The organism is Kribbella sp. NPDC058693, assembly GCF_042715335.1.
GTDB lineage: Bacteria > Actinomycetota > Actinomycetes > Propionibacteriales > Kribbellaceae > Kribbella > Kribbella jiaozuonensis.
In genome coordinates this window covers 1,161,693-1,182,245 of record NZ_JBHXSQ010000004.1, presented here as the reverse complement: position 1 = coordinate 1,182,245, position 20,553 = coordinate 1,161,693, and the positions used below count along the sequence as shown (strand labels likewise).

Sequence of the window (20,553 nt, the reverse complement as noted above, 5' to 3'; positions counted from 1 at the left end):
CGCGTCGGTCCACTACGAGGGTAACGTACGGAGAGTCAGCGTTTCACCACGGCGAGTTCAATCTGTGTAAAACCTCAACGCCCACAGGGCTTTCAGCACGCGCACGCCACTCCGCGGGGCGCGGTGAGCGGATCCGGAAGCCGGCGATCGACCCCATCGGCGGTCTCCACCGGCAGCCCCTCACGGGTCCAGTACTCGAACCCGCCGATCATCTCCTTGACCGGATACCCGAGCTTCGCGAACTCCAGCGCAGCGCGGGTCGCGCCGTTGCATCCGGGCCCCCAGCAGTAGGTCACCACATTCACACCTTCAGGTACGACGGACGCCGCGCGAGCCGCGATCTCCCGCGTCGGCAGGTGGACCGCGCCGGGGACGTGGCCCTGGTCCCAGCTCTCCTGACTGCGGCTGTCGATCAGCATCCAGCCCGTCACCCCGCCACCGATGTCCGAGGCGACATCCGACACGTCCGTCTCGTACGCCAGCCGCTCGGCGAAGTGCGCGACGGCGGCCTGGTCGATCTGTTTGGTCATGCAGCCAGGGTCAGCCATCCCGCGGTGCGGCGAACAGTGGCAGAAATGCCCCAGTGCATCAAGATTCAGCCATGACGTTGGGTGATCTTGGCCCGAGCTCGCGCGACCTTGATCGCCGCCTTCAACGACTCCACGTCGTACGCCCCGTAGTGCCGTTGACCGTTGACGAAGAAGGTCGGCGTACCCGAGACCCCGCTGGTGTCGGCAGACTCCACATCCTGCGCGACCCGGGCCGCGGCCACGTGCCGCTTCACCTCGTCGTGCAGCTTGTCGGTGTCCAGGCCGAGCTGGCCGGCGTACCGGATCATGTCCGCAGGCTGCAGATTGTCCTGGTTCGCGAGCAGCAGGTCGTGCATCTCCCAGAACTTGCCCTGCTCTGCCGCGGCCTCGGACACCTCGGCCGCGATCTGCGCCCGCGGGTGCACGTCGCTCAGCGGCAGGTGGCGCCAGACGAAACGCAGGTCGACGTCTTGCAGTACGTCGCGGACGATCGGCTCGGCCATACCGCAGTACGGGCACTCGAAGTCGCCGTACTCGACCAGGGTGACCGACGCGTTCTCCGGGCCGCGGATGTGGTCACGCTCCGGATCGACCGGGTCAGTCAGGTCCTGCAACTGCTCCGCGTCGCCGAGCAGCGCGAACGCCTTCTTCGGCGGGGAGAGCAGCTTGGCCGCGCGGAACACGACCCAGGTGAGCGCGGACGCGACGATCACCGCCGACAGCAGACCGACCTTCGCCTCGGCCAGCTGCGGACCGTCGAACGCGATCGTTGCGATCAGCAAGGAGACGGTGAAGCCGATCCCGGCGATCGTCCCGCTACCGAGCACCGCGGCCCAGCCGACACCCGCCCGGATCCGGCCGCGGCTGAGACGCTCCAGCAGCCAGGACACCGACGTCACCGCGATCGGCTTGCCGATCACGTACCCGAGCAGGATGCCGAGCGTGATCGGCGAGGTGAACGCACGCCCGAGGAACGCCATGTCGATCGTCACGCCCGCGTTCGCGAGGCCGAAGAGCGGGACGATCAGGTAGCTGGTCCAGGGGTGGTAGAGGTACTGCAGACGCTCGTTCGGCGAGATCGTCGTGGTGAGGCCGACGGTCGCGGAGCGTGCCAGCTCGGGCGTGGGCTGCTCGCGGAACAGTCGGAACAGCCCGGTCGCTTCCTCGAGCTCTTCCCGCCCGGGCGAGTACGCCGGCGCGGTCAGACCGATCGCCAGTCCGGCGACGACCGGGTCGACGCCGGATTTGAGGAGCGCGGCCCACATGGCGACGCCGAGGACGGCGTACACCCAGGCTTTGCGGACTCTGAATATCGCGAGCACGAGGACGATCGCGAACGCGATGATCGCCAGCACGAGCGGCATCAGCTGGATGTCCTCGCTGTAGACGACCGCGATCACGACGAGTGCGAGCAGGTCGTCGACCACGAACACGGTCAGCAGGAACACCCGCACCCGATCCGGTACGCCGCGTCCGACGAGCGCGAGCAGGCCGAGAGCGAGCGCGGTGTCGGTCGACATCGCGACACCCCAACCGTGCGAACCCGGTCCGCCGGCGTTGAACGCTAGGTAGATCAGCACCGGGGCGACCATGCCGGCGATGCCGGCCAGCATCGGCAGGATGAATCGGGTGCGATCCCGGAGGTCTCCCAGGTCGAACTCGCGGCGCGCCTCCAGGCCGACCACCAGGAAGAACAGCGTCATCAGACCGCTGTTGATCCACTCCCGGAGATCCAGACTGAGTACGCCGTCCCCGAGCCCGATGGACAGGTGGGTGCGCCAAAGGTCCTCGTACATGCTGGGGAAGAGGTTCGCCCACAGGAGGGCAAGGACGATCGCTGCTGCGAGTACCCCCGAACTCCCCGCCTCGGTCCGCAAAAAGGACCGCATCGGCGCGGCAACCTCCCGCCGCCAACTGGTCCGCCCACTGAACAGACCACTCAAGTCCGCCACACGGGAAACTGTAACCACGCAGACCAGCAATTTCGCCAAACAACTGAAGACTGCCCATCGCGGTGCTACGCGCGGCTCGTCCCTCGCCGTGCTCCGCGCCGCACCCACCCACCCCGGGCTCATCGCCCGGACCATCCCTTCCGGCTATCGCCGGACTCGTGGGCTACCGCCCACACCCGTGCGCGCTACCGCGCGACCGACCGCCCCGTGGTCGCGCTAGTTCGTGTGAGTCACGCTGACCCTGGGTGAGAGGCGACGCAGACCCGCGGTCGTCAACCAACGACTCGCGCGGATCCGAGCAGCGGGTCAGCCGCGGAGCCTGTCAGGAGCGAAAAGCGGCAGTGCGGCTCCATCTGAATCCCCCAGCGTCAGCGCCTTAACCTGGTACTCCTCCATGACCCGGCCGGGCCGGAGGTCGAGATTCTGCTTTCACCAGCAGACGGGCTGCTCCTGCAGCAGTCCAGGACTTCTTGGCCACACGGGCTCCCTTGGTGGACGACACGTAGAGCCATCCAGTGCGCCTGAGGCAGCCGACAATCGAGGCACGGAAACAGGGTGGCGCCCCGACAGGCCCAGCTGTGTGACGCTCATGATGCACCCAGGAAATGGAAAGGGCCACGTAAGCCCCTGATGGTCCTAGAACGACCGGCAGCCCGGTTCTCGAGGAACCGGGCTGCTGGCACTGCGGGGTGGGTCTACTTCTCGTAGTGGTAGCGGGCTGCCAGTACCACCAGGTAGTCATCGTCGATCATGTAGACGAGTCGGTGCTCCTGGTCGATCCGCCGAGACCACGCCCCTTGAAGTACGTGCTTCAAGGGCTCCGGCTTCCCGATACCGCTGGTCGGGTCACGCAACGCGTCGTCGATCAGGCGGTTGATGCGCTTGACCTGGGCGCGGTCCTTGACCTGCCAGTATGTATAGTCCTCCCACCCTGTAGGAGTAAATGCGACCTTCACGACAGCGGGTGTTCCTCTCGGTTGCCCGCCTTGGCCTGATTCAAGCTCTCCAGCAGTCGCCGCGCGTTCGCGGGGGACCGCAGGAGGTAGGCCGTCTCCTCCAAGGCGGTGTAGTCGTCTAGCGACATCAGCACCGCATTGCCGGCCTTTGACGTGATCTCCACTGGGGTGTGGTCGTCGTTGACTTGCTCGATCAGCGGGAACAGGTCCCGCCGCGCTGCGGATGCGTTAATCGCCACTTGGCCCTCCATGTCATTCGCGTCATTTTTGTAAGTTTTGTCATTTTTGTAAGTCTGTTAAGTCTTGTTGTCTTTGTAAGTTTTGTTTGTTTTGCGAGTTTCTTTGTTTATGTTTTCGTGTGTGATTTCGCAGCTGTCAGTTGGCGGGATCCCCAGCGCCGGCACCGGATCTCCAGTTGTACCAAAAATGGTACCACTAGCTGGCGTGAGGTCCAACCTGATGGGGGGTGGAGTTCCGGCGGGCTCCGAGCGGCCAGAGTCAAGGGGGCCCGGACGCAACCGCGCCACCTGGCACGGGTTCGACGTCGCTGTATGAGCTAGGCGGCGGTTGTGCTTTCGCCTCGCAATCCTGAAGTCGTGTTGGCGCATGAACTCACGCATCGTCTCGCGCTCCCGGCCGGTATCGCTCATCGTGTGCTGAGTGTCGATCCCGGCTCCGCGCACCATGCGGGCGATAGGCCGCAGGTCCAGCGACAGCCGAAAGGGATGGCCCGGGCGATGCGCCCGGGCCGGGTAGGGCGGCGCGTAGCCCCACGATGGGCCGACCGCATCCACCTCGCCGGGTACGAACCAGCCGCACCACGGGGCGGTCGATCGCGCGGTAGCGCGCACGGGTGTGGGCGGTAGCCCACAGGTCCGGCGATAGCCGGAAAGGGTGCTCCGGGCGATAAGCCCGGGGGTGGGTGGGTGCGGCGCGGAGCACGGCGAGGAACGAGCCGCGCGTAGCACCGCGATGGGCTGATCTCCACCCCCAACCATCCCCTCGGCGGGGGCTTTCGTAGTACTGCGGGGGTGGCCAACGATCGGCGTGGGATTGGGGCATGGTCTCGGTTCGGTGGACTGGCTAACGCTTCGGGGCATCTGGGCTGCATGATTACCGTGCCTTGTTGCACGACCATGCCCTGGAGCCCCTGTGACCGAGCCTGACCTCGCTACGTCGGCGGATACGTTTGCCCGGCTGGCGATCGAGTTGCATGATGCGGATGGTGTCGAGGAAACGATCGATGCTGTTGTGCAGTTCGCGCTGCAGGCGCTGAGCTGTACGTACGCCGGCGTGGCCCTCTACACGCGTGGTTCGCGAGCGGAGATTGCCGCTGTCACGGACCCTGTCGTTGCCGATGTCTACGAGCTGCAGATCACCACGGAGAACGGTCCGCTGGTTACCGCGCTCAACGATCGCACCCCGATCCTGATCCGGGATACGACGACCGACGAGCGTTGGCCCGAGTGGGCGGCGAGGGTTGCGGCGCTCGGGGTGCGCACGGTTCTCGACGTACCGCTTGCGACCGGTGACGCTACGCGACAGACCGTCGGCGTACTGGGGCTGTACAGCCCGATCCCGGATGCGTTCACCGAGGACGACGAGGCGATCGCGCACATCCTCGCGCGGCATGCGTCGGTCGCGGTGGCGTCGGCGCGGCACGAGGAGACGATGGCGCAGGCGGTCGACGCGCGGAAGCTGGTCGGCCAGGCGATGGGCATCCTGATGGAGCGCTTCGACGTGGACGACGATCGGGCGTTCGCGATCCTCAAGCGCTACTCGCAGGACACCAACACCAAGCTCCGCGACGTCGCCCAGCACCTGATCGACACCAGGAAGCTTCCGCACTGATCAGCAGCAACGGATTCTGACACCGTTGTCCAGGCAACACTCGGCGGAATCCGTTGCATACTGCGATGAGAGTTGGGTACTGCGCCTCCACGGTGTTCACTCGATTCGAGGGGTTGTGGACATCTGTCTGTCATTTGGTGAGCTTGACGCCGGGATTTGTGCGGCCAGAACCGCGGACCGGGTCACGTCCCGGCGTCCTCACCCCTCGCGCCACCGACTCGTGCGGCTGATCCTCCGGCTACCCTGACGCAGTGGGTGCCTGGCAGCCGTTGGCCGGCCCGTCACGGCAGGTGGCGTTGGAGATCCTGCTGGACGGGCCGTTGTCGCGCGCCGAGCTCTCCCGCCGCGTCGGCCTGTCCCCCGGCAGCCTGACCCGCCTGACGAAGCCGATGGTCGAGTCGGGCCTGCTCGTCGAGGTCGAGGGCGGCCCGACAGACGCCAGAGTCGGACGCCCATCGCAACCTCTCGACCTGGACGCCAACGCGCACCACTTCGTCGGTATCAAGCTCACCGGCGACTCCGCGATCGGCGTACTGACGACTCTCCGGGCGGACGTGATCGCCAGCGTCGAGCATCCGCTCACCGACCCCACCCCGTCCGTGGTGGCCGACCTCGTGCTCGAGATCCTCGACGAGCTGGCGGTCCAGGTGCCGGGCGGTACGGCGATCACCGGCCTCGGCGTTTCGCTCGGCGGGCGCGTGGCGGCGGACGGATCCGAGGTCCGCTGGAGCCCGTACCTGAACTGGGTCGACGTACCGTTCGGCGAGATCCTCGCCGCGCAGACCAGCGTCCCGGTCGTGCTCGCGAACGACCTGACCTCGCTGACCGAGGCCACCCACTGGTTCGGCGCGGGCCGCAACTCCGACCGATTCGTACTGATCACGATCGGCGCCGGTGTCGGGTACGGGCTCGTCATCCACAACCAGGTCGTCGACAGCCCTGACGTGACCATCGGCCTGATCGGCCACCACCCGCTCCTGCCCGACGGCCCGACCTGCGAACGCGGTCACCACGGCTGCGCGCTGAGTCTCCTGACCGTCGGCGCCATCACCGATCAGGTCGGTACGGCGATCGGCCGGCCGGTCGGGTACGACGAGGCGCTCGATCTCGCCGCCAAGGGTGATCCCGCCTCGCGCGAGGTGATCAATCGGGCCGGCCGCGCCCTCGGCAAGCTGATCGCGGCGGCGGCGAACTTCACCATGCCTGAACTCGTCGTCCTCGGCGGTGAGGGCGTCCGCCTGGCCGAGGTCGCGCACGACGACCTGCTCGCCGCGCTGCATGCCGACCGGCATCCGTCCGCCGCGGAACTTCCGATGGTGCTGCAGCCGGCCGACTTCAGCGAGTGGGCCCGCGGCGCCGCGGTCGTCGCGATCCAGACCTTCGTTCTCGGAACAACGTAACTGACTAATCCTAGATAAACAGTTACACTCGCGATCATGGACATCGTGAGGCGATGGTTGGAGGGCTGGCGGCTGTGCCGCGGGCTGGAGCCGGTGATCGAGTACGACGACGCCTATGCCGCCGTACTGCGCTTGCCCGGTCGGGAGCGGGAGCTGTTCGCGCGCACCGACGACGCGGAGACCGTGGATCGGCTCGCCGCCGGGCTCACCGCGAACACCTGGCTGACTGTTACCACCCAAATCGGCAACGACATTGCGCGTCGACTCGCCAAGGCCGGCGTGCGGCCGTTCGAGGAGCAGAAGACGCTGATGTCGATCAAACTGCGCGAGCATCCGCTAGCGACTGCGGAGCTCGAGTCGGACGGACCGCTCAACTACGCGCGAGTGCTGATCGACGGCACGGTTGCGGCGCACGGCATGGTGGCGATCGTCGGGGACGACGCCGTGATGCACGATATCCAGACCGACCCGGCGTACCGGCGGCGCGGGCTCGGCAGCATCGTCATGGGCGCGCTGAGCCGGCGCGCGATCGAGCGCGGTGCGAGCACGGGCTTGCTGATGGCGACCACCGACGGGCTCCACCTCTACCGGAAGCTCGGCTGGTTGCCCGAGGCAACCATGGTGACGGCGTCAGGAGACGCGCGCGCGGTGAGCGGCGACCTTGGTGCGGTTCTGACAGGCCGTTGAGCAGAACCGCTGTGTGCGGTTGCGGGTCGAGTCGAGGAACACGTCTTCACAACGGGTCGCCTCGCAGCGGCGCAGACGCTCGACCTCGTCGCTGCCGAGGAGCATCGCGACGGCCGTCGCGAGTTCGGCCAGCCAGCCGGCGGCTTCGTCGGGGCTGCCGAAGTGCAGGTGCCAGGGCGCGCCGTCGCGGCGGACGAGTTGCGGTGCTGCCTTGGTCTCCCGAAGCAGCCCGTTCACCAGGTCGACGGCACCGTCGACATCGGGCAGGCGGCGCAGGGCGTCGTACAGGATCTTGGCGCCCGACTCATACGAGGCGACGTCGATCTCGGGGACGCGGTTGGTCGTCAGGCGGAGCGCTGCGCGGACGGCTTCGGCATCGGGAGCAGCGGCCGGGCGGCCCTGGCGCGGGTCGGCTCCGAAGGTGTTCGCCAGCGCGATCGCCGCGGACAGCGACGCCTTGAGGTGATCGGTGGCCTCCACCCTCCCAGTATCCCCTGTCACCGTCGGTAGTTCATTCATGTGGATGAGTGGGGTCATACCAGGGTCGTAGGCAGCGGTCGCACACATCCGTCCGCGATCCGATGAAGCGGATCGTTGCCGGAAACAACAATGACTGACATGTACCTGGTTCAGTCCCGCCACCGCCCGGCGACACGTGGGATCACCGGATTGTCCGAAGCCGTCGTCGACCTGTCGGCCATCCGCGACAACGTCCGGGCCTTCCGGCAGCGCGTACCCCAGGAAGTCCTGGCCGTGGTCAAGGCCGACGCCTTCGGGCACGGCGCCGTACCGGTGGCCCGAGCGGCGGTCGAGGCCGGGGCGACCTGGCTCGGCGTCGCGCGCGCCGACGAGGCGTTGCAGCTGCGGGCGGCCGGGCTGACCGTACCGATCCTGACCTGGTTGTACGACGCCGCCGAGCTGATGCTGCTCGGCGATATGGACGTGGACGTCAGCGTCTCGACCGTCGCCGAGCTGCAGCGGGTCGTGTCCATCCCATCCGTCCACTACGTGCACCTCAAGCTGGACACCGGTCTGCACCGGGCCGGCAGTGCACCTGACCAGTGGATCGAACTCACCCGAACGGCGGCGCACTACGAGGCGCTCGGCGCCGTCACGGTCCGCGGGATCTGGTCGCATCTCTCGCACGGCGACTCCGCCGATGCCGTGCAGAGCACGCGGCAGCTGCAGGTCCTGCGGACCGGGGTGGGTCTCGTCCGCCGCGCCGGGCTGCGGCCTAGCGTCGTACACCTGGCCAACTCGGCCGGTGCGATCACACTCGACGCGCCGGACTGCAACCTGGTCCGCATCGGAGCCGGTCTGTACGGGATCGACGAGGTCGGCCTCCGGCTGCGGCCCGCGATGCGGCTGGTGAGCAAGCTGGCCCAGGTACGCCGGATCCGCGCGGGCGAAGGGGTTTCGTACGGGCATGACTTCGTGGCGGATCGGGACACGACGATCGGGCTGGTCCCGGTCGGGTACGCCGACGGGATCCCGCGGGTCGCCGTACGGCAGGCGAGCGTGTTGTGCCACGGCGTACGGATGCCGGTGATCGGGCGGATCGCGATGGACCAGTTCGTCGTGGACGCCGGGGAGGTCGCCGTCGAACCGGGTGAGCCGGTGACGATCTTCGGCGACGGATCCTCCGGCGAACCAACGGCTTCGCATTGGGCTGATTGGGCGGGCTCGATCCCGCACGAGATCTACTGCGGCATCGGATCGCGGGTGCCTCGTCGCTACGAGGAGGGCAACCGATGAAGGTCGCGGTGGTGATGGGTGGGGCGAGCCCGGAGCGCCAGGTATCGCTTGCCAGCGGCAAGGGGATCCTCAAGGCGGTCGAGCTCCTCGGCCATATGGCGATCCCTCTCGTGATCGATGCTGAGGGCAACTGGATCGACGGGCAGCATGAGGCGATCGAGATCCTGCAGGCGTGCGACGTCACCATCCCGGCGCTACACGGTGAAGGCGGCGAGGACGGTCGGCTGCAGGGATTCCTCGAGCAGCTGCAGGTGCCGTACGTCGGCAGCGGGATCGCGGCCAGCGCTGTCGGTCTGGACAAACACCTGACCAAGGCAGTTCTCAGAGCGCACGGCATCCCCGTCACGCCGGGTGTGACGCTGCGCGGGGCCGAGCTGACCGACACCGAGGCAGGTCTTCAGAAGCTGAAGGCGGCCGGGCTGGACTTCCCGCTGTTCGTGAAGCCGGGCAACGGCGGCTCGAGCTTTGGGGTGTCCAGGGCAACGAATCTCCCGACGCTGCTGGCGGCGATCGCGGACGCCGCCGTACTCGATCCGCATGTGCTGATTGAGCGGGAGATGGTCGGGCGCGAGATCGACCTGGCGGTGCTGGAGCTCCCGGACGGGCGGATCGAGACGGCGCCCGCGTTGGAGATCCATGCCGATCCTGCGCAGCCGTTCTTCGATGCGACCGCGAAGTACGACAGCGCCGCCACGCGGTTCGTCGTACCGGCTCCGCTTGAGCCCGAGCTGGCGGAGCGGTTGCGGCGTACGGCGATCGATGTCTTCGAGGTCCTCGGGTGCGCGGGGCTCGCCCGGGTGGACTTCTTCGTACCGAACGATGGTGAGCCTGTGGTCAACGAGATCAACACGTTCCCCGGGTTCACGCCGGCGTCCCAGTTCCCGCGGATGTGGGCCGCGGCCGGTCTGTCGTACGCCGAGGTTGTCGACACGCTGATCCGTACGGCGGTGACGCGCGGATGACCGTACCGCTCAGCGACGACCGGATCACGAGCATCCCCGCGATCGAGAGCGGCGAGCCACTGGTCGACCTGTTCACTCGCGATGTGGCGACAACCGGCCGCCAGTTCACCCGCGAGAGCGTGGCCGACCGACTCGCCTTGGCCGACACGTTCCTCCCAACAGGCATCCGGTTGCACGTGGTCGAAGGCCTGCGTCCGATCGAGAGCCAACAGCAGATCTACGACGACTACCGCGCCGAGCTCCAACGCCTACATCCCGGCATCTCCGACCACGACGTACACATCCTGGCCAGCCGCTTCGTCTCCCCGATCGAGGTCGCACCCCACGTCGCCGGTGCAGCCGTCGACCTGACCCTGGTAGGCACCCACGGCCCACTCGACCTAGGCACCCCGATCGACGCCACCCCCGAACAAAGCAACGGCGCCTGCTTCTTCACCGCAACCAACATCACCCGCGAGGCCCGCACCAACCGCGCCCTCCTCCTCGACGTCCTGACCTCCGCCGGCTTGATCAACTACCCCACCGAGTGGTGGCACTGGTCCTACGGCGACCGCTACTGGGCATACGTCGAGGACCGACCCGCAGCGGTGTACGGACGAGCGGCGGTGATAGCCGGTAGCTATTAGGTCATAGGCAGCATTGCTTTGACCCCGTGGTCGTGGCGACGGAATGTTGTATACATGACTAGTGGGGTCGTGGTTGATGTTCGGGCTCAGAGGGTGCGGGAGATTGCCTCGGAGTTGCGGGGGCTGCGCGGGGCGTTGATTCCGATTCTGCATGCGGTGCAGGAGGAGTTCGGGTACGTCGGGCAGCCGGATGTGGCGGTGGTTGCGGAGGTGTTGAACCTTTCCGTGGCCGAGGTGCATGGGGTTGTCACGTTCTACAAGGACTTTCGGCGTACGGCGGCTGGGCGGACGACCGTGGCGATCTGTCAGGCGGAGGCTTGTCGGGCTGTTGGTGCGGTGGGGCTGGGTGAGCACGCCAAGCAGGTGGTTGGGTGCGGGTTCGGCGAGACGTCGTACGACGGGCGGATCACGCTTGATGAGGTGTTCTGCTTCGGGAACTGTGCGCTGGGGCCGGCGGTGCAGGTCGGCGGGAGGCTGCATGGGCGGGTTACGCCGGGCCGGCTGGACGCGCTGCTTGGGGAGGCGCGATGAGGGTGTTCGTGCCGCGGGACTCGGCTGCGCGCTCGGTGGGCGCGGATGAAGTGGCCGAGCGGATTACTGCGAGCGGTGTTGAGGTTGTTCGCACCGGGTCGCGGGGGATGTTGTGGTTGGAGCCGCTGGTCGAGGTGGAGACGGCTGCGGGGCGGATCGGGTACGGGCCGGTCAAGCCTGAGGACGTCGACGGGTTGATCGCGGCGGGGATGCTCGACGGGCGTGGGGAATCGTTGGGGTTGGTTGAGGAACTGCCGTGGATGCGGCGGCAGGAGCGGTTGACGTTCGCGCGGGTTGGAGTGGTTGATCCGCTGTCAGCCGAGGACTACGAAGTACACGGTGGGATGAGCGGGCTGCGGGCAGCGCTCAGCATGACGCCGGCCGAGGTGGTTGAGGTTGTTGTCGACTCGGGGTTGCGCGGGCGCGGGGGCGCGGGGTTTCCGACGGGGATCAAGTGGCGGACGGTGCTCGGTGCCGAGGCTGATCTGAAGTTCGTGTGTTGTAACGCGGACGAAGGGGATTCCGGCACGTTCGCGGACCGGATGCTGATCGAGGGCGATCCGTTCACGTTGATCGAGGGGATGACGATCGCGGCGTACGCGGTCGGTGCGGCGGAAGGGTACGTGTACCTGCGTTCCGAGTACCCGGATGCGGTCGCGACGCTGAAGAGCGCGATCGAGCTCTCCAAAGAGAACGGCTGGTTGGGGCCGGATGTGCTCGGCTCAGGGTTCGGCTTCGACCTGCATGTCCGGGTCGGCGCGGGTGCGTACATCTGCGGCGAAGAGACCTCGATGCTCGAGAGCCTGGAAGGCAAACGCGGCATGGTCCGCGCGAAGCCCCCGATCCCTGCATTGCAAGGGCTTTTCGGGCGCCCGACCGTCGTCAACAACGTGTTGTCGTTGGCAACAGTCCCCACCATCCTCGCGCACGGCGCCCAGGCCTATGCGAACTACGGCACCGGCCGATCGCGAGGCACCAGCGTCTTCCAGCTCGGCGGGAACATCGCCCGCGGCGGGATCGTCGAGACCGCCTTCGGCATCACCCTCGGCGAGCTCGTGAACGACTTCGGCGGCGGGACAGCCACTGGCCGGCCGACCAGAGCCGTTCAAGTGGGTGGTCCGCTCGGCGCATACCTCCCGGTCGAGCAGTTCGGCCTGCCGATGGATTACGAGGAGTTCGCCAAAGCCGGAGCGATGGTCGGGCACGGCGGGATCGTGGTGTTCGACGACACCGTCGACATGGCCGCGATGGCACGGTTCGCGTTCGAGTTCTGCGCGGCCGAGTCGTGCGGCAAGTGCACGCCGTGCCGGGTCGGCGCGGTCCGCGGTGTCGAAACGATCGATCGCATCGTGACCGGCGACGAGCGCGCCAAGAACCTCGTCGTACTCGAGGACCTGTGCGAACTGATGACCGACGGCTCGCTCTGCGCGATGGGCGGCCTCACCCCGATGCCGGTACGTAGTGCCGTCCGCCATTTCGGAGAGGACTTCAACGCATGACGCTGCTCAAAGAGCCTGACTTCGGCACCCCCGCGCGACCCGGCGAGGCGACCGTGGCGGTCACCATCGACGGCGTCGCCGTGACAGTCCCACCGGGTACGTCGGTGATGCGCGCCGCGAAGGAAGCCGGGATCGACGTACCGAAGCTGTGCGCGACCGACAACCTCGAGGCATTCGGATCCTGCCGCCTGTGCGTGGTCGAGATCGACGGTGTCAAAGGCACCCCAGCCTCCTGTACGACGCCGGTCCGCGACGGCATGCAGGTCCGCACCCAGAACGAGCGACTCGGCAAACTGCGTCGCGGCGTGATGGAGCTGTACATCTCCGACCACCCGCTCGACTGCCTCACCTGCTCGGCCAACGGCGACTGCGAACTGCAGGACATGGCCGGCGTCACCGGCCTGCGCGAGGTCCGGTACGGATCCGGCGTCGAGGCCGGCGCCAACCACATGGATCTGGAGACCGACACCTCCAACCCGTACTTCGACTTCGAGGCGTCCAAGTGCATCGCGTGTTCCCGCTGCGTCCGCGCGTGCGACGAAGTACAAGGGACTCTGGCGTTGACGATCGAGGGGCGTGGGTTTGATTCCAAGGTCGCGGCCGGTGCCGGGGTGCCGTTCTTCGAGTCGGATTGTGTGTCCTGCGGCGCGTGCGTGCAGGCGTGCCCGACCGCGACGCTGCAGGAGAAATCGGTCGTCGGGCTCGGGATGCCGACGCGGACCGTCCTGACGACGTGCGCGTACTGCGGTGTCGGCTGCTCGTTCAAGGCCGAACTGCGCGGTGACGAGCTGGTCCGGATGGTCCCGTACAAGAACGGCGGCGCGAACGAAGGCCATTCGTGTGTGAAGGGCCGGTTCGCCTTCGGCTACGCGAGTCACCCTGACCGCCTCTTGGAGCCGATGGTCCGCGACACGATCGCCGACGAGTGGCGGACCGTCTCCTGGGACGAGGCGATCACGTTCACCGCGCGTCGGCTCCGGGAGATCCAAGCGCAGTACGGCCAGGGCTCGATCGGTGCGATCACGTCGTCGCGGACGACCAACGAAGAGGTGTACGCCGTCCAGAAGATGGTGCGAGCCGTCTTCGGCAACAACAACGTCGACACGTGTGCACGCGTCTGCCACTCGCCGACGGGGTACGGGCTGAAGCAGACCTTCGGCGAATCCGCCGGCACGCAGGACTTCCGGTCGGTCGACGAGGCCGACGTGATCCTGGTGATCGGTTCGAACCCGACCGACGCGCACCCGGTGTTCGGATCGCGGATGAAGCAGCGGATCCGCCAGGGCGCGAAGCTGATCGTGATCGACCCCCGCCGGATCGACCTGGTCCGCTCGCCCCACGTCGAGGCGACCCACCACCTCGAGGTCAGGCCGGGGACGAACGTCGCGATCATCAACGCGCTTGCGCATGTGGTCGTGACCGAAGGCCTGGTCGACCGCGACTTCGTCGACAGCCGGTGCGAGGACTTCGACGGCTGGGCGGAGTTCATCGCACGGCCGGAGCACAGCCCGGAGGCGCTGGCCGAGACCTGCGGCGTACCGGCTGACGAGATCCGAGAGGCTGCCCGCCTCTACGCGACGGGCGGAAATGCGGCGATCTACTACGGTCTCGGCGTCACCGAGCACAGCCAGGGCTCGACGATGGTGATGGGGATGGCCAACCTCGCGATGGCAACCGGCAACATCGGCCGCGCCGGCGTCGGCGTGAACCCGATGCGCGGTCAGAACAACGTGCAGGGTTCCTGTGACATGGGTTCGTTCCCGCACGAGCTGCCCGGCTACCGGCACGTGTCGAACGAGGACGTCCGCGACATCTACGAGAAGTTGTGGGGTACGCCGATCCTCGACGAGCCCGGGCTGCGGATCCCGAACATGTTCGACGCCGCGATCGACGGATCGTTCAAGGCGCTGTTCGTGCAGGGCGAGGACATCGCGCAGTCGGATCCGAACACGCAGCATGTGTTCGCCGCGTTGGGTGCACTGGATCTCCTGGTGGTACAGGATCTTTTCGTCAACGAGACCGCGAAGTTCGCGCACGTTTTGTTGCCGGGAACATCGTTCCTGGAGAAGGACGGCACGTTCACGAACGCCGAGCGGCGGATCAACCGGGTGCGGCCGATCATGGCGCCACGGACCGGCAAGCAGGAGTGGGAGATCATCTGCGAGATCGCGCAGGCGATGGGGTACCCGATGCACTACGACTCGACCGCGCAGATCATGGACGAGATCGCGTTGACGACGCCGACGTTCATGGGTGTCTCGTTCGCCAGGCTGGACGAGCTCGGGTCGATCCAGTGGCCGTGCAACGTCGAGCATCCGGACGGTACGCCGATCATGCACTCCGACGAGTTCACCCGCGGCAAGGGTCGATTCATGGAGACGATGTACGTGCCGACGTCGGAGCGGTCGACCCGGAAGTTCCCGCTGATCCTGACGACTGGGCGGATCCTGTCGCAGTACAACGTGGGCGCGCAGACTCGTCGTACGGCGAACGTCGCGTGGCATGCCGAGGACGTGTTGGAGATCCATCCACACGACGCGGAGGTGCGTGGCGTCACGGACGGGGATCTGGTCGCGCTGTCGAGTCGGGTCGGGCGGACCGAGTTGCGGGCGAAGATCTCGGATCGGATGCCGGTGGGCGTCTGCTACACGACGTTCCACCACCCGGCGAGTGGCGCGAACGTCGTCACGACCGACAACTCGGACTGGGCCACGAACTGCCCGGAGTACAAGGTGACCGCAGTGCAGGTGGATCTGATCCCGTCCTCGGTCGTCGCGGACGCCGTACCCGAGCCAGTCGTTGCAGGAGGCAACCGATGAGTGGCGGGGTGCCGCCGTACGTGCGGTTGGCGAACGAGATCGCGGCCCAGTTCGCGCATCGGTCTCCCGAGGATGCGGCGACGATGATTGCCAACCATCTGACGGCGACCTGGGATCCGCGGATGAAGCAGGCGCTGATCACGTACGCCGAGTCCGGCGCGACCGACCTCTCCCCCGCGGCGGCGTTGGCCGCGCGCAACCTCCAAGGCACTCTGTGACGTATCCCACCCGGTCCGGCGAGCGGGATCCTTTCGACAACCGCGCACGGGTTGGAGAGGGTGGTCCTGTGGAGGACGGGCCTGGGAACGTGCTGTCCGGAGGCCGCGGTCTCCGGACGCGGCCCGATGCCGTGTCCTGGGACGCGGCCCGGGTGCTGGCCCACGCGGCAGCCCGCCCTGGCGCGGCGGTCTCGCGGCCGCTCGACGCTGTGGACGGATGCGTGCTGGGTACGCCGTTGGTGTCGCCGGGCGCGGTCCCGCCGGTGGATCGGGCTGCGATGGACGGGTACGCCGTACGTGGTGCTGGTCCTTGGCGGGTGAACGGGCACGTCACGGCCGGGGCTGCGGATCCGGGGACGTTGGCGGACGGGCAGGCGACCGGGATCGTCACGGGAGCCGCGGTGCCGAGCGGGACGACGTCTGTGGTGCGCTCCGAAGATGCGGTGGTGAACGGCGACCGGCTGGAAGGCCCGGCCGAGGACGGTCGTCACATCCGCCGAGCGGGTGAGGAGTGCCAGCCGGGCGAGCAGCTGTTGCCAGCCGGCGTGGTCGTCGACCCGGCGGTGCTCGGCTTGGCCGCAGCCGTCGGCCTCAACCGCCTGACCGTCATCCCACAGCCGACCGTCGCCGCCCTCGTAACAGGCGACGAACTGGTCCACCGCGGCCCGTCCGGCCCGGGCCGGGTACGCGACGCGATCGGCCCCATGCTCCCGGGCCTGATCACCCGCGCAGGCGCGCAACTGGTCACGCACGCAGGCGCGCAGCAGGTCACGCGCGCAGGTGCGCAGCAGGTCGCGGACGCGCGGCTGATCGCCGGTGGCTCGGTTGGGCAGGAGCTGCGGACCGGTGCGCGGCCACCCTCGGTGCTGCATCTGCCGGACTCGTTGGACGCGCTGACCAGGGCGCTCAGTGAGACCGAAGCCGACCTGATCCTGGTCTCCGGGTCGTCGGCTGCTGGGCCGGCGGATCATCTTCGGCCGGCGCTTGTCTCGCTCGGTGCCGAGTTTGTTGTGGACGGCGTGGCCTGTCGTCCCGGGCATCCTCAGGCGCTCGCTCGGTTGGCCGACGGACGGCTGGTGCTCGGGTTGCCCGGTAATCCGTTCGCCGCGCTCGTCGCGTTTCTGACGCTCGGCGTCGCGGCCATCACCCGCGTGCGCGGGCTCCGGCTCCCCGAGCTCACCCATATCGCCGTACCAGGCGGTGTCCCGTGCCACCCGACGAGCACCCGCCTCGTCCCGGTCCGGCTCACGGCCCACGGCGCCGTACCGATCGGCCACGGCGGATCCGCCATGCTCCGCGGGCCTGCTGCCGCCGACGCCCTGGCCGTGGTCGCCCCCGGTCCCGCCGAGGCGATCGCCGCCCGGCTGCTCCCTCTCAAACCCGGAATCACGTAAATGTCGAGCCCGACGAGAGGCGTCCGACGTACCGGGCATGAATGACTACGGAGTGACCGGCTCGACCACTGGCGTCGAGGTACTGATCAAGCTGCACATCGAAGAGCTGTGGTCCGGCATCACCGCGATCGACAGGTACGGCGAGTGGAGCCCCGAGTGCTACTACGGCGCCTGGCTGGAGGAAGGGGCCCGGTTCGAGGCTCGCAACCGCTTCAAGGATGGATTCGAGACCTACGTGACCTGCACGGTCACCGTCATGGAGGCGCCGAACCGCTTCGGCTGGGACGTCTACGGCGACGAGGACGTGCCGTTCGCGCACTGGGAGTACGAGCTGGAGGACCAGGGCGACAAGACGCTCGTCCGGCAGTCGTTCACCCACGGCCCCGGCAACAGCGGCATGCGGATAGGCGCGGTCGAGAACCCCGAGCGGGCGGCCGAGGCGATCCAGGGCCGGCTCGATCAGCTGGCCGCGAACATGCGATCAACCCTCACCGCGATGGAGTCAGCGCTCAGGACGCCTCGCTAGCGCTGGACTGAGACGGGCCGACCCACAGGCACTCGGCCGTGCCGGCCTCCAGGTGCTCCTCGTAGACGCCAACCTTGTGGCTGATGACGTTGAGGCACTCGGTCAGGTCCTGGATCTGGGACGTGACGTGATCCTGATGGCTACGCAGCAGGGCCAACCGGTCCTGCTCGTTGCCGGGGCCTTGGCGGACCAGATCGGTGTACTTGCGGATGGTGTCGAGCGGCATCCCGGACGAGCGGAACTTGATGCACATGTCCAGCCACTCGACATCGTCCTCGGTGTAGACGCGCCGGCCGTTCGACTCACGCCGTACCGGATCTGCGAGCAGACCCTCACGCTCGTAGAACCGGAGGGCGTGCACACTCAGCCCCGTCCGCTCCGCCACCTGCCCGATACTCAATCCACGCATGGGGCACCCTAACTCCGGATCAGGCCGTCAGAGCAGGGGTTTGAGCGCCTGCAAGGCCTGCTGGACGTCGTCCCGGGTCGAGTAGATGTGGAACGACGCGCGCAGTTTCCCGTCCCGTACGGCTGCTCGGATGCCCGCGGCCGCGAACGCCTCCTGCGCACCCGGGAGGCTCGTGCTGACGATCGCGCTGTTGGACGGTTGCAGGCCGAGGCCGGCCCGGAACTCGTTCGCCAGCTCGAGGTTGCGGCGGTTGATCGTGTCGACGCCGATCTGCTCGATCAACTCGAGCGCCGGCGCCGCGCCGACGAAACTGAACCAGGCCGGCGACTGGTCGAACCGCCGCGCGCCCGGGTCGAGCTCCATCACGGGTCCGTAGTACGAACCGTGGACATCACGTGCGGCGTACCAACCGGCGGCCGACGGGCGGCAGCGCTCCTGGAGACGCGGCGACAGGTATCCGAGCGTCGCACCACGCGGCGACATCAACCACTTGTAACTGTGCGCGATCAGCGCGTCGACACCCTCAGTCGTGATCGGGTGCCAGCCCACTGCCTGCGATGCATCAATCACCACCAGCGCATCGATTTCCTTGCTGGCAGCAATAACCGCGGAAAGGTCGAGTACGACGCCCGTCGACGACTGCACCGCACTCACGGCCACCACGTCGACCCCGGGCTTGATCGCCGCGACCAACTCATCCCCCGGTACGGCGACGACCTCGACGCCGCGGTCCGCGTGTACCTGCCACGGGAACACGTTCGACGTGAACTCGACGTCATCGGTCAGCACCTTCGCGCCGTCCGGCAACGCCGCCGCGATCGGCACGATTGCCGCCGACACCGTGCTGCCGACGAACACGTCCGCGGCGTCCGCTCCGATCAGCCGAGCGAACGACTCGCGCGCCCGCGTGGTCGACCCGTCCCACGGCTCCCAGCTCGTCCGGCCGACCCGCCAGTCCCCGAGCGCGGCCTGCAACGCCTCCCAGGCCGGTTTCGGCGGCAGCCCGTACGACGCGGTGTTCAACCAGCCCGGCTCCGGGTCCCACAGCCCCTCGATGTCCATGCTCGCCACTCTAGGTCGGGCTTGACCTAGACAGCGCTCTAGCTCTTACCGTGCGAGACGTCACCGATCGCAACACAAGGAGTCTGCTGTCATGCGCTACCGCACGCTGGGTGGGACCGGGATCGAGGTCAGTGAATACTGTCTCGGGGCGATGATGTTCGGCGCCGCCGGGAACCCGGACCACGAGGACTGCATCCGGATCATCAACACCGCGCTGGACCAGGGCATCAACTTCGTCGACACCGCGGACATGTACTCCGCGGGCGAGTCCGAGGAGATCGTCGGCAAGGCGATCAAGGCGCGCCGCGACGACGTCGTACTGGCGAGCAAGGTGCACTTCCCGCTGGGCGAGGGCCGCAACCGGAGCGGGAACTCGCGGCGCTGGATCACCCGCGCGGTCGAGGACAGCCTGCGCCGGCTCGACACCGACTGGATCGACCTGTACCAGATCCACCGGCCGGATCACACCACGGACATCGAGGAAACCCTGTGGGTGTTGAGTGATCTCGTCACCGCGGGCAAGATCTGCGCGTTCGGCTGCTCGGCGTTCCCGGCGGAGGACATCGTGGAGGCGTACCACGTCTCCGGGCAGCGCGGGTACGGACGCTTCCGGACCAACCAGCCGCCGTACTCGATGATTGCCCGCGGCATCGAGCGGTCGATCCTGCCGACCTGCCGGCGGTTGGGGATGGGCGTGCTGACGTACAGCCCGCTCGCCTTCGGCTTCCTGTCGGGGAAGATCCGCAAGGACCAGCCGCTCGACCTGTCCGCCCGCGCCGCGCTCGCACCCGCCCGGTTCGATCCGGCGCTGCCCGCGAACGCCGCGAAGTACGCCGCTCTCGAGCCGCTGATCGAGGTTGCCGACAGCATCGGCAGGACGCTGCCCGAGCTGGCGATGGCCTTCGTCACCAGCCACCCCGCGGTCACCTCGGTGATCTCCGGCCCGCGCACGATGGAGCAGCTCGAGGGCCTTTTGAAGGCCGCCGACCTGACCCTGGACGACAAGACGCTGGACCGGATCGACGAGATCGTTCCGCCGGGCACCGACCTCTACACCGTGGACGGCGTGTGGCAGCCGCAGTCCCTCACCGACCCCATCCAGCGCAGGCGGTCCCTGACCGGCCGCTGAAGCCGTACTGTGGTGGCAGTAACCATTGCCAGGGAGGGTGCGATGAGTTTCGACAGGCCCGGTCTGCCACATCCCGGTCGCGAGCTGGACCCTGCGGTCGAGGACACGCTGCGTGAAGAGGGTGTCGAGCTGAACGACGACGACGAGCCGGACATCGCGGACCACCCCGGCGGCCGGTCGGCCGGCCCGCAGCCGAACCCGCCACGCCGTCCCCCGCACGACGAGGCAGCCACGGAGGAGTGAACTC

21 protein-coding genes are annotated in these 20,553 nt (G+C 67.7%); 14 read left to right on the top strand and 7 right to left on the bottom strand.

The features are described 5' to 3' along the window. Positions 1–92 precede the first annotated feature (92 nt). The 4 genes from ACFWUU_RS32005 to ACFWUU_RS31990 all read right to left on the bottom strand — a co-directional run bounded on the left by ACFWUU_RS32005 (position 93) and on the right by ACFWUU_RS31990 (position 3,677). Entirely contained in the window at positions 93–530 is a 438-nt protein-coding gene (locus ACFWUU_RS32005) for a rhodanese-like domain-containing protein (RefSeq protein WP_380181070.1), read from the bottom strand. Positions 531–595: 65 nt separating this feature from the next. Then, complete coding sequence (nhaA, locus tag ACFWUU_RS32000) at positions 596–2,482, bottom strand: Na+/H+ antiporter NhaA (protein WP_380181068.1); 1,887 nt, start codon at positions 2,480–2,482, stop codon at positions 596–598. Positions 2,483–3,177: 695 nt separating this feature from the next. Next, positions 3,178–3,438: a Txe/YoeB family addiction module toxin gene (locus tag ACFWUU_RS31995; RefSeq protein WP_137252349.1), complete on the bottom strand. Its 261-nt coding sequence runs from the start codon at positions 3,436–3,438 to the stop codon at positions 3,178–3,180. Further along, entirely contained in the window at positions 3,435–3,677 is a 243-nt protein-coding gene (locus ACFWUU_RS31990) for a type II toxin-antitoxin system Phd/YefM family antitoxin (protein WP_137252348.1), read from the bottom strand. Before ACFWUU_RS31990 ends, ACFWUU_RS31995 begins: the two co-directional genes overlap by 4 nt. Positions 3,678–4,590: 913 nt before the next feature. Between ACFWUU_RS31990 and ACFWUU_RS31985 the strand changes: the two genes are divergently transcribed. From ACFWUU_RS31985 to ACFWUU_RS31975, 3 genes are all read left to right on the top strand, one after another. Continuing rightward, positions 4,591–5,289 (top strand): GAF and ANTAR domain-containing protein, encoded by a 699-nt coding sequence (locus ACFWUU_RS31985; RefSeq protein ID WP_137252347.1) that lies wholly within the window; start codon positions 4,591–4,593, stop codon positions 5,287–5,289. A 251-nt stretch (positions 5,290–5,540) separates the two neighbouring features. After that, positions 5,541–6,689, top strand: a complete 1,149-nt coding sequence (locus tag ACFWUU_RS31980) for an ROK family protein (RefSeq protein WP_380181066.1) — start codon at positions 5,541–5,543, stop codon at positions 6,687–6,689. 36 nt (positions 6,690–6,725) lie between these two features. After that, positions 6,726–7,376: a GNAT family N-acetyltransferase gene (locus ACFWUU_RS31975; RefSeq protein WP_380181064.1), complete on the top strand. Its 651-nt coding sequence runs from the start codon at positions 6,726–6,728 to the stop codon at positions 7,374–7,376. Here ACFWUU_RS31975 and ACFWUU_RS31970 read toward each other — a convergent pair. Next, a complete protein-coding gene (locus ACFWUU_RS31970) occupies positions 7,320–7,856 on the bottom strand; it encodes a CGNR zinc finger domain-containing protein (RefSeq protein WP_380181061.1) in 537 nt (178 codons plus the stop codon). The genes ACFWUU_RS31975 and ACFWUU_RS31970 overlap by 57 nt on opposite strands. A gap of 138 nt (positions 7,857–7,994) precedes the next feature. Here ACFWUU_RS31970 and alr point away from each other — a divergent pair, with 138 nt between their 5' ends. The 9 genes from alr to ACFWUU_RS31925 all read left to right on the top strand — a co-directional run bounded on the left by alr (position 7,995) and on the right by ACFWUU_RS31925 (position 17,706). Beyond that, the gene (alr, locus tag ACFWUU_RS31965; RefSeq protein WP_380181058.1) at positions 7,995–9,131 is read left to right on the top strand and encodes an alanine racemase; all 1,137 of its coding nucleotides are present in this window, start codon (positions 7,995–7,997) and stop codon (positions 9,129–9,131) included. Continuing rightward, the gene (locus ACFWUU_RS31960) at positions 9,128–10,093 is read left to right on the top strand and encodes a D-alanine--D-alanine ligase (protein WP_380181056.1); all 966 of its coding nucleotides are present in this window, start codon (positions 9,128–9,130) and stop codon (positions 10,091–10,093) included. Before alr ends, ACFWUU_RS31960 begins: the two co-directional genes overlap by 4 nt. After that, positions 10,090–10,719 (top strand): M15 family metallopeptidase, encoded by a 630-nt coding sequence (locus tag ACFWUU_RS31955; RefSeq protein ID WP_380181054.1) that lies wholly within the window; start codon positions 10,090–10,092, stop codon positions 10,717–10,719. Before ACFWUU_RS31960 ends, ACFWUU_RS31955 begins: the two co-directional genes overlap by 4 nt. 54 nt (positions 10,720–10,773) lie before the next feature. Further along, positions 10,774–11,250 (top strand): NAD(P)H-dependent oxidoreductase subunit E, encoded by a 477-nt coding sequence (locus ACFWUU_RS31950; protein ID WP_380181052.1) that lies wholly within the window; start codon positions 10,774–10,776, stop codon positions 11,248–11,250. Next, positions 11,247–12,749, top strand: coding sequence for a formate dehydrogenase beta subunit (locus tag ACFWUU_RS31945; protein WP_380181050.1), 1,503 nt, complete (start codon positions 11,247–11,249; stop codon positions 12,747–12,749). Before ACFWUU_RS31950 ends, ACFWUU_RS31945 begins: the two co-directional genes overlap by 4 nt. Further along, positions 12,746–15,568, top strand: coding sequence for a formate dehydrogenase subunit alpha (fdhF, locus tag ACFWUU_RS31940; RefSeq protein WP_380181048.1), 2,823 nt, complete (start codon positions 12,746–12,748; stop codon positions 15,566–15,568). The genes ACFWUU_RS31945 and fdhF overlap by 4 nt, the downstream gene beginning before the upstream one ends. Next, positions 15,565–15,786: a formate dehydrogenase subunit delta gene (locus tag ACFWUU_RS31935; RefSeq protein WP_380181046.1), complete on the top strand. Its 222-nt coding sequence runs from the start codon at positions 15,565–15,567 to the stop codon at positions 15,784–15,786. The genes fdhF and ACFWUU_RS31935 overlap by 4 nt, the downstream gene beginning before the upstream one ends. Positions 15,787–15,854: 68 nt before the next feature. After that, positions 15,855–17,180, top strand: a complete 1,326-nt coding sequence (locus ACFWUU_RS31930; RefSeq protein ID WP_380181044.1) for a molybdopterin molybdotransferase MoeA — start codon at positions 15,855–15,857, stop codon at positions 17,178–17,180. A 37-nt stretch (positions 17,181–17,217) separates the two neighbouring features. Beyond that, positions 17,218–17,706 (top strand): SRPBCC family protein, encoded by a 489-nt coding sequence (locus ACFWUU_RS31925; protein ID WP_380181042.1) that lies wholly within the window; start codon positions 17,218–17,220, stop codon positions 17,704–17,706. Here ACFWUU_RS31925 and ACFWUU_RS31920 read toward each other — a convergent pair. Beyond that, on the bottom strand, positions 17,690–18,115 hold the full coding sequence (locus tag ACFWUU_RS31920) for a MerR family transcriptional regulator (RefSeq protein WP_137252336.1): 426 nt from the start codon (positions 18,113–18,115) through the stop codon (positions 17,690–17,692). The genes ACFWUU_RS31925 and ACFWUU_RS31920 overlap by 17 nt on opposite strands. Positions 18,116–18,142: 27 nt before the next feature. Then, a complete protein-coding gene (locus ACFWUU_RS31915) occupies positions 18,143–19,177 on the bottom strand; it encodes an aminotransferase class V-fold PLP-dependent enzyme (RefSeq protein ID WP_380181040.1) in 1,035 nt (344 codons plus the stop codon). A gap of 91 nt (positions 19,178–19,268) precedes the next feature. Between ACFWUU_RS31915 and ACFWUU_RS31910 the strand changes: the two genes are divergently transcribed. Beyond that, on the top strand, positions 19,269–20,306 hold the full coding sequence (locus tag ACFWUU_RS31910; RefSeq protein ID WP_380181038.1) for an aldo/keto reductase: 1,038 nt from the start codon (positions 19,269–19,271) through the stop codon (positions 20,304–20,306). A 42-nt stretch (positions 20,307–20,348) separates the two neighbouring features. After that, on the top strand, positions 20,349–20,549 hold the full coding sequence (locus tag ACFWUU_RS31905) for a hypothetical protein (RefSeq protein ID WP_137252333.1): 201 nt from the start codon (positions 20,349–20,351) through the stop codon (positions 20,547–20,549). Positions 20,550–20,553 lie beyond the last annotated feature (4 nt).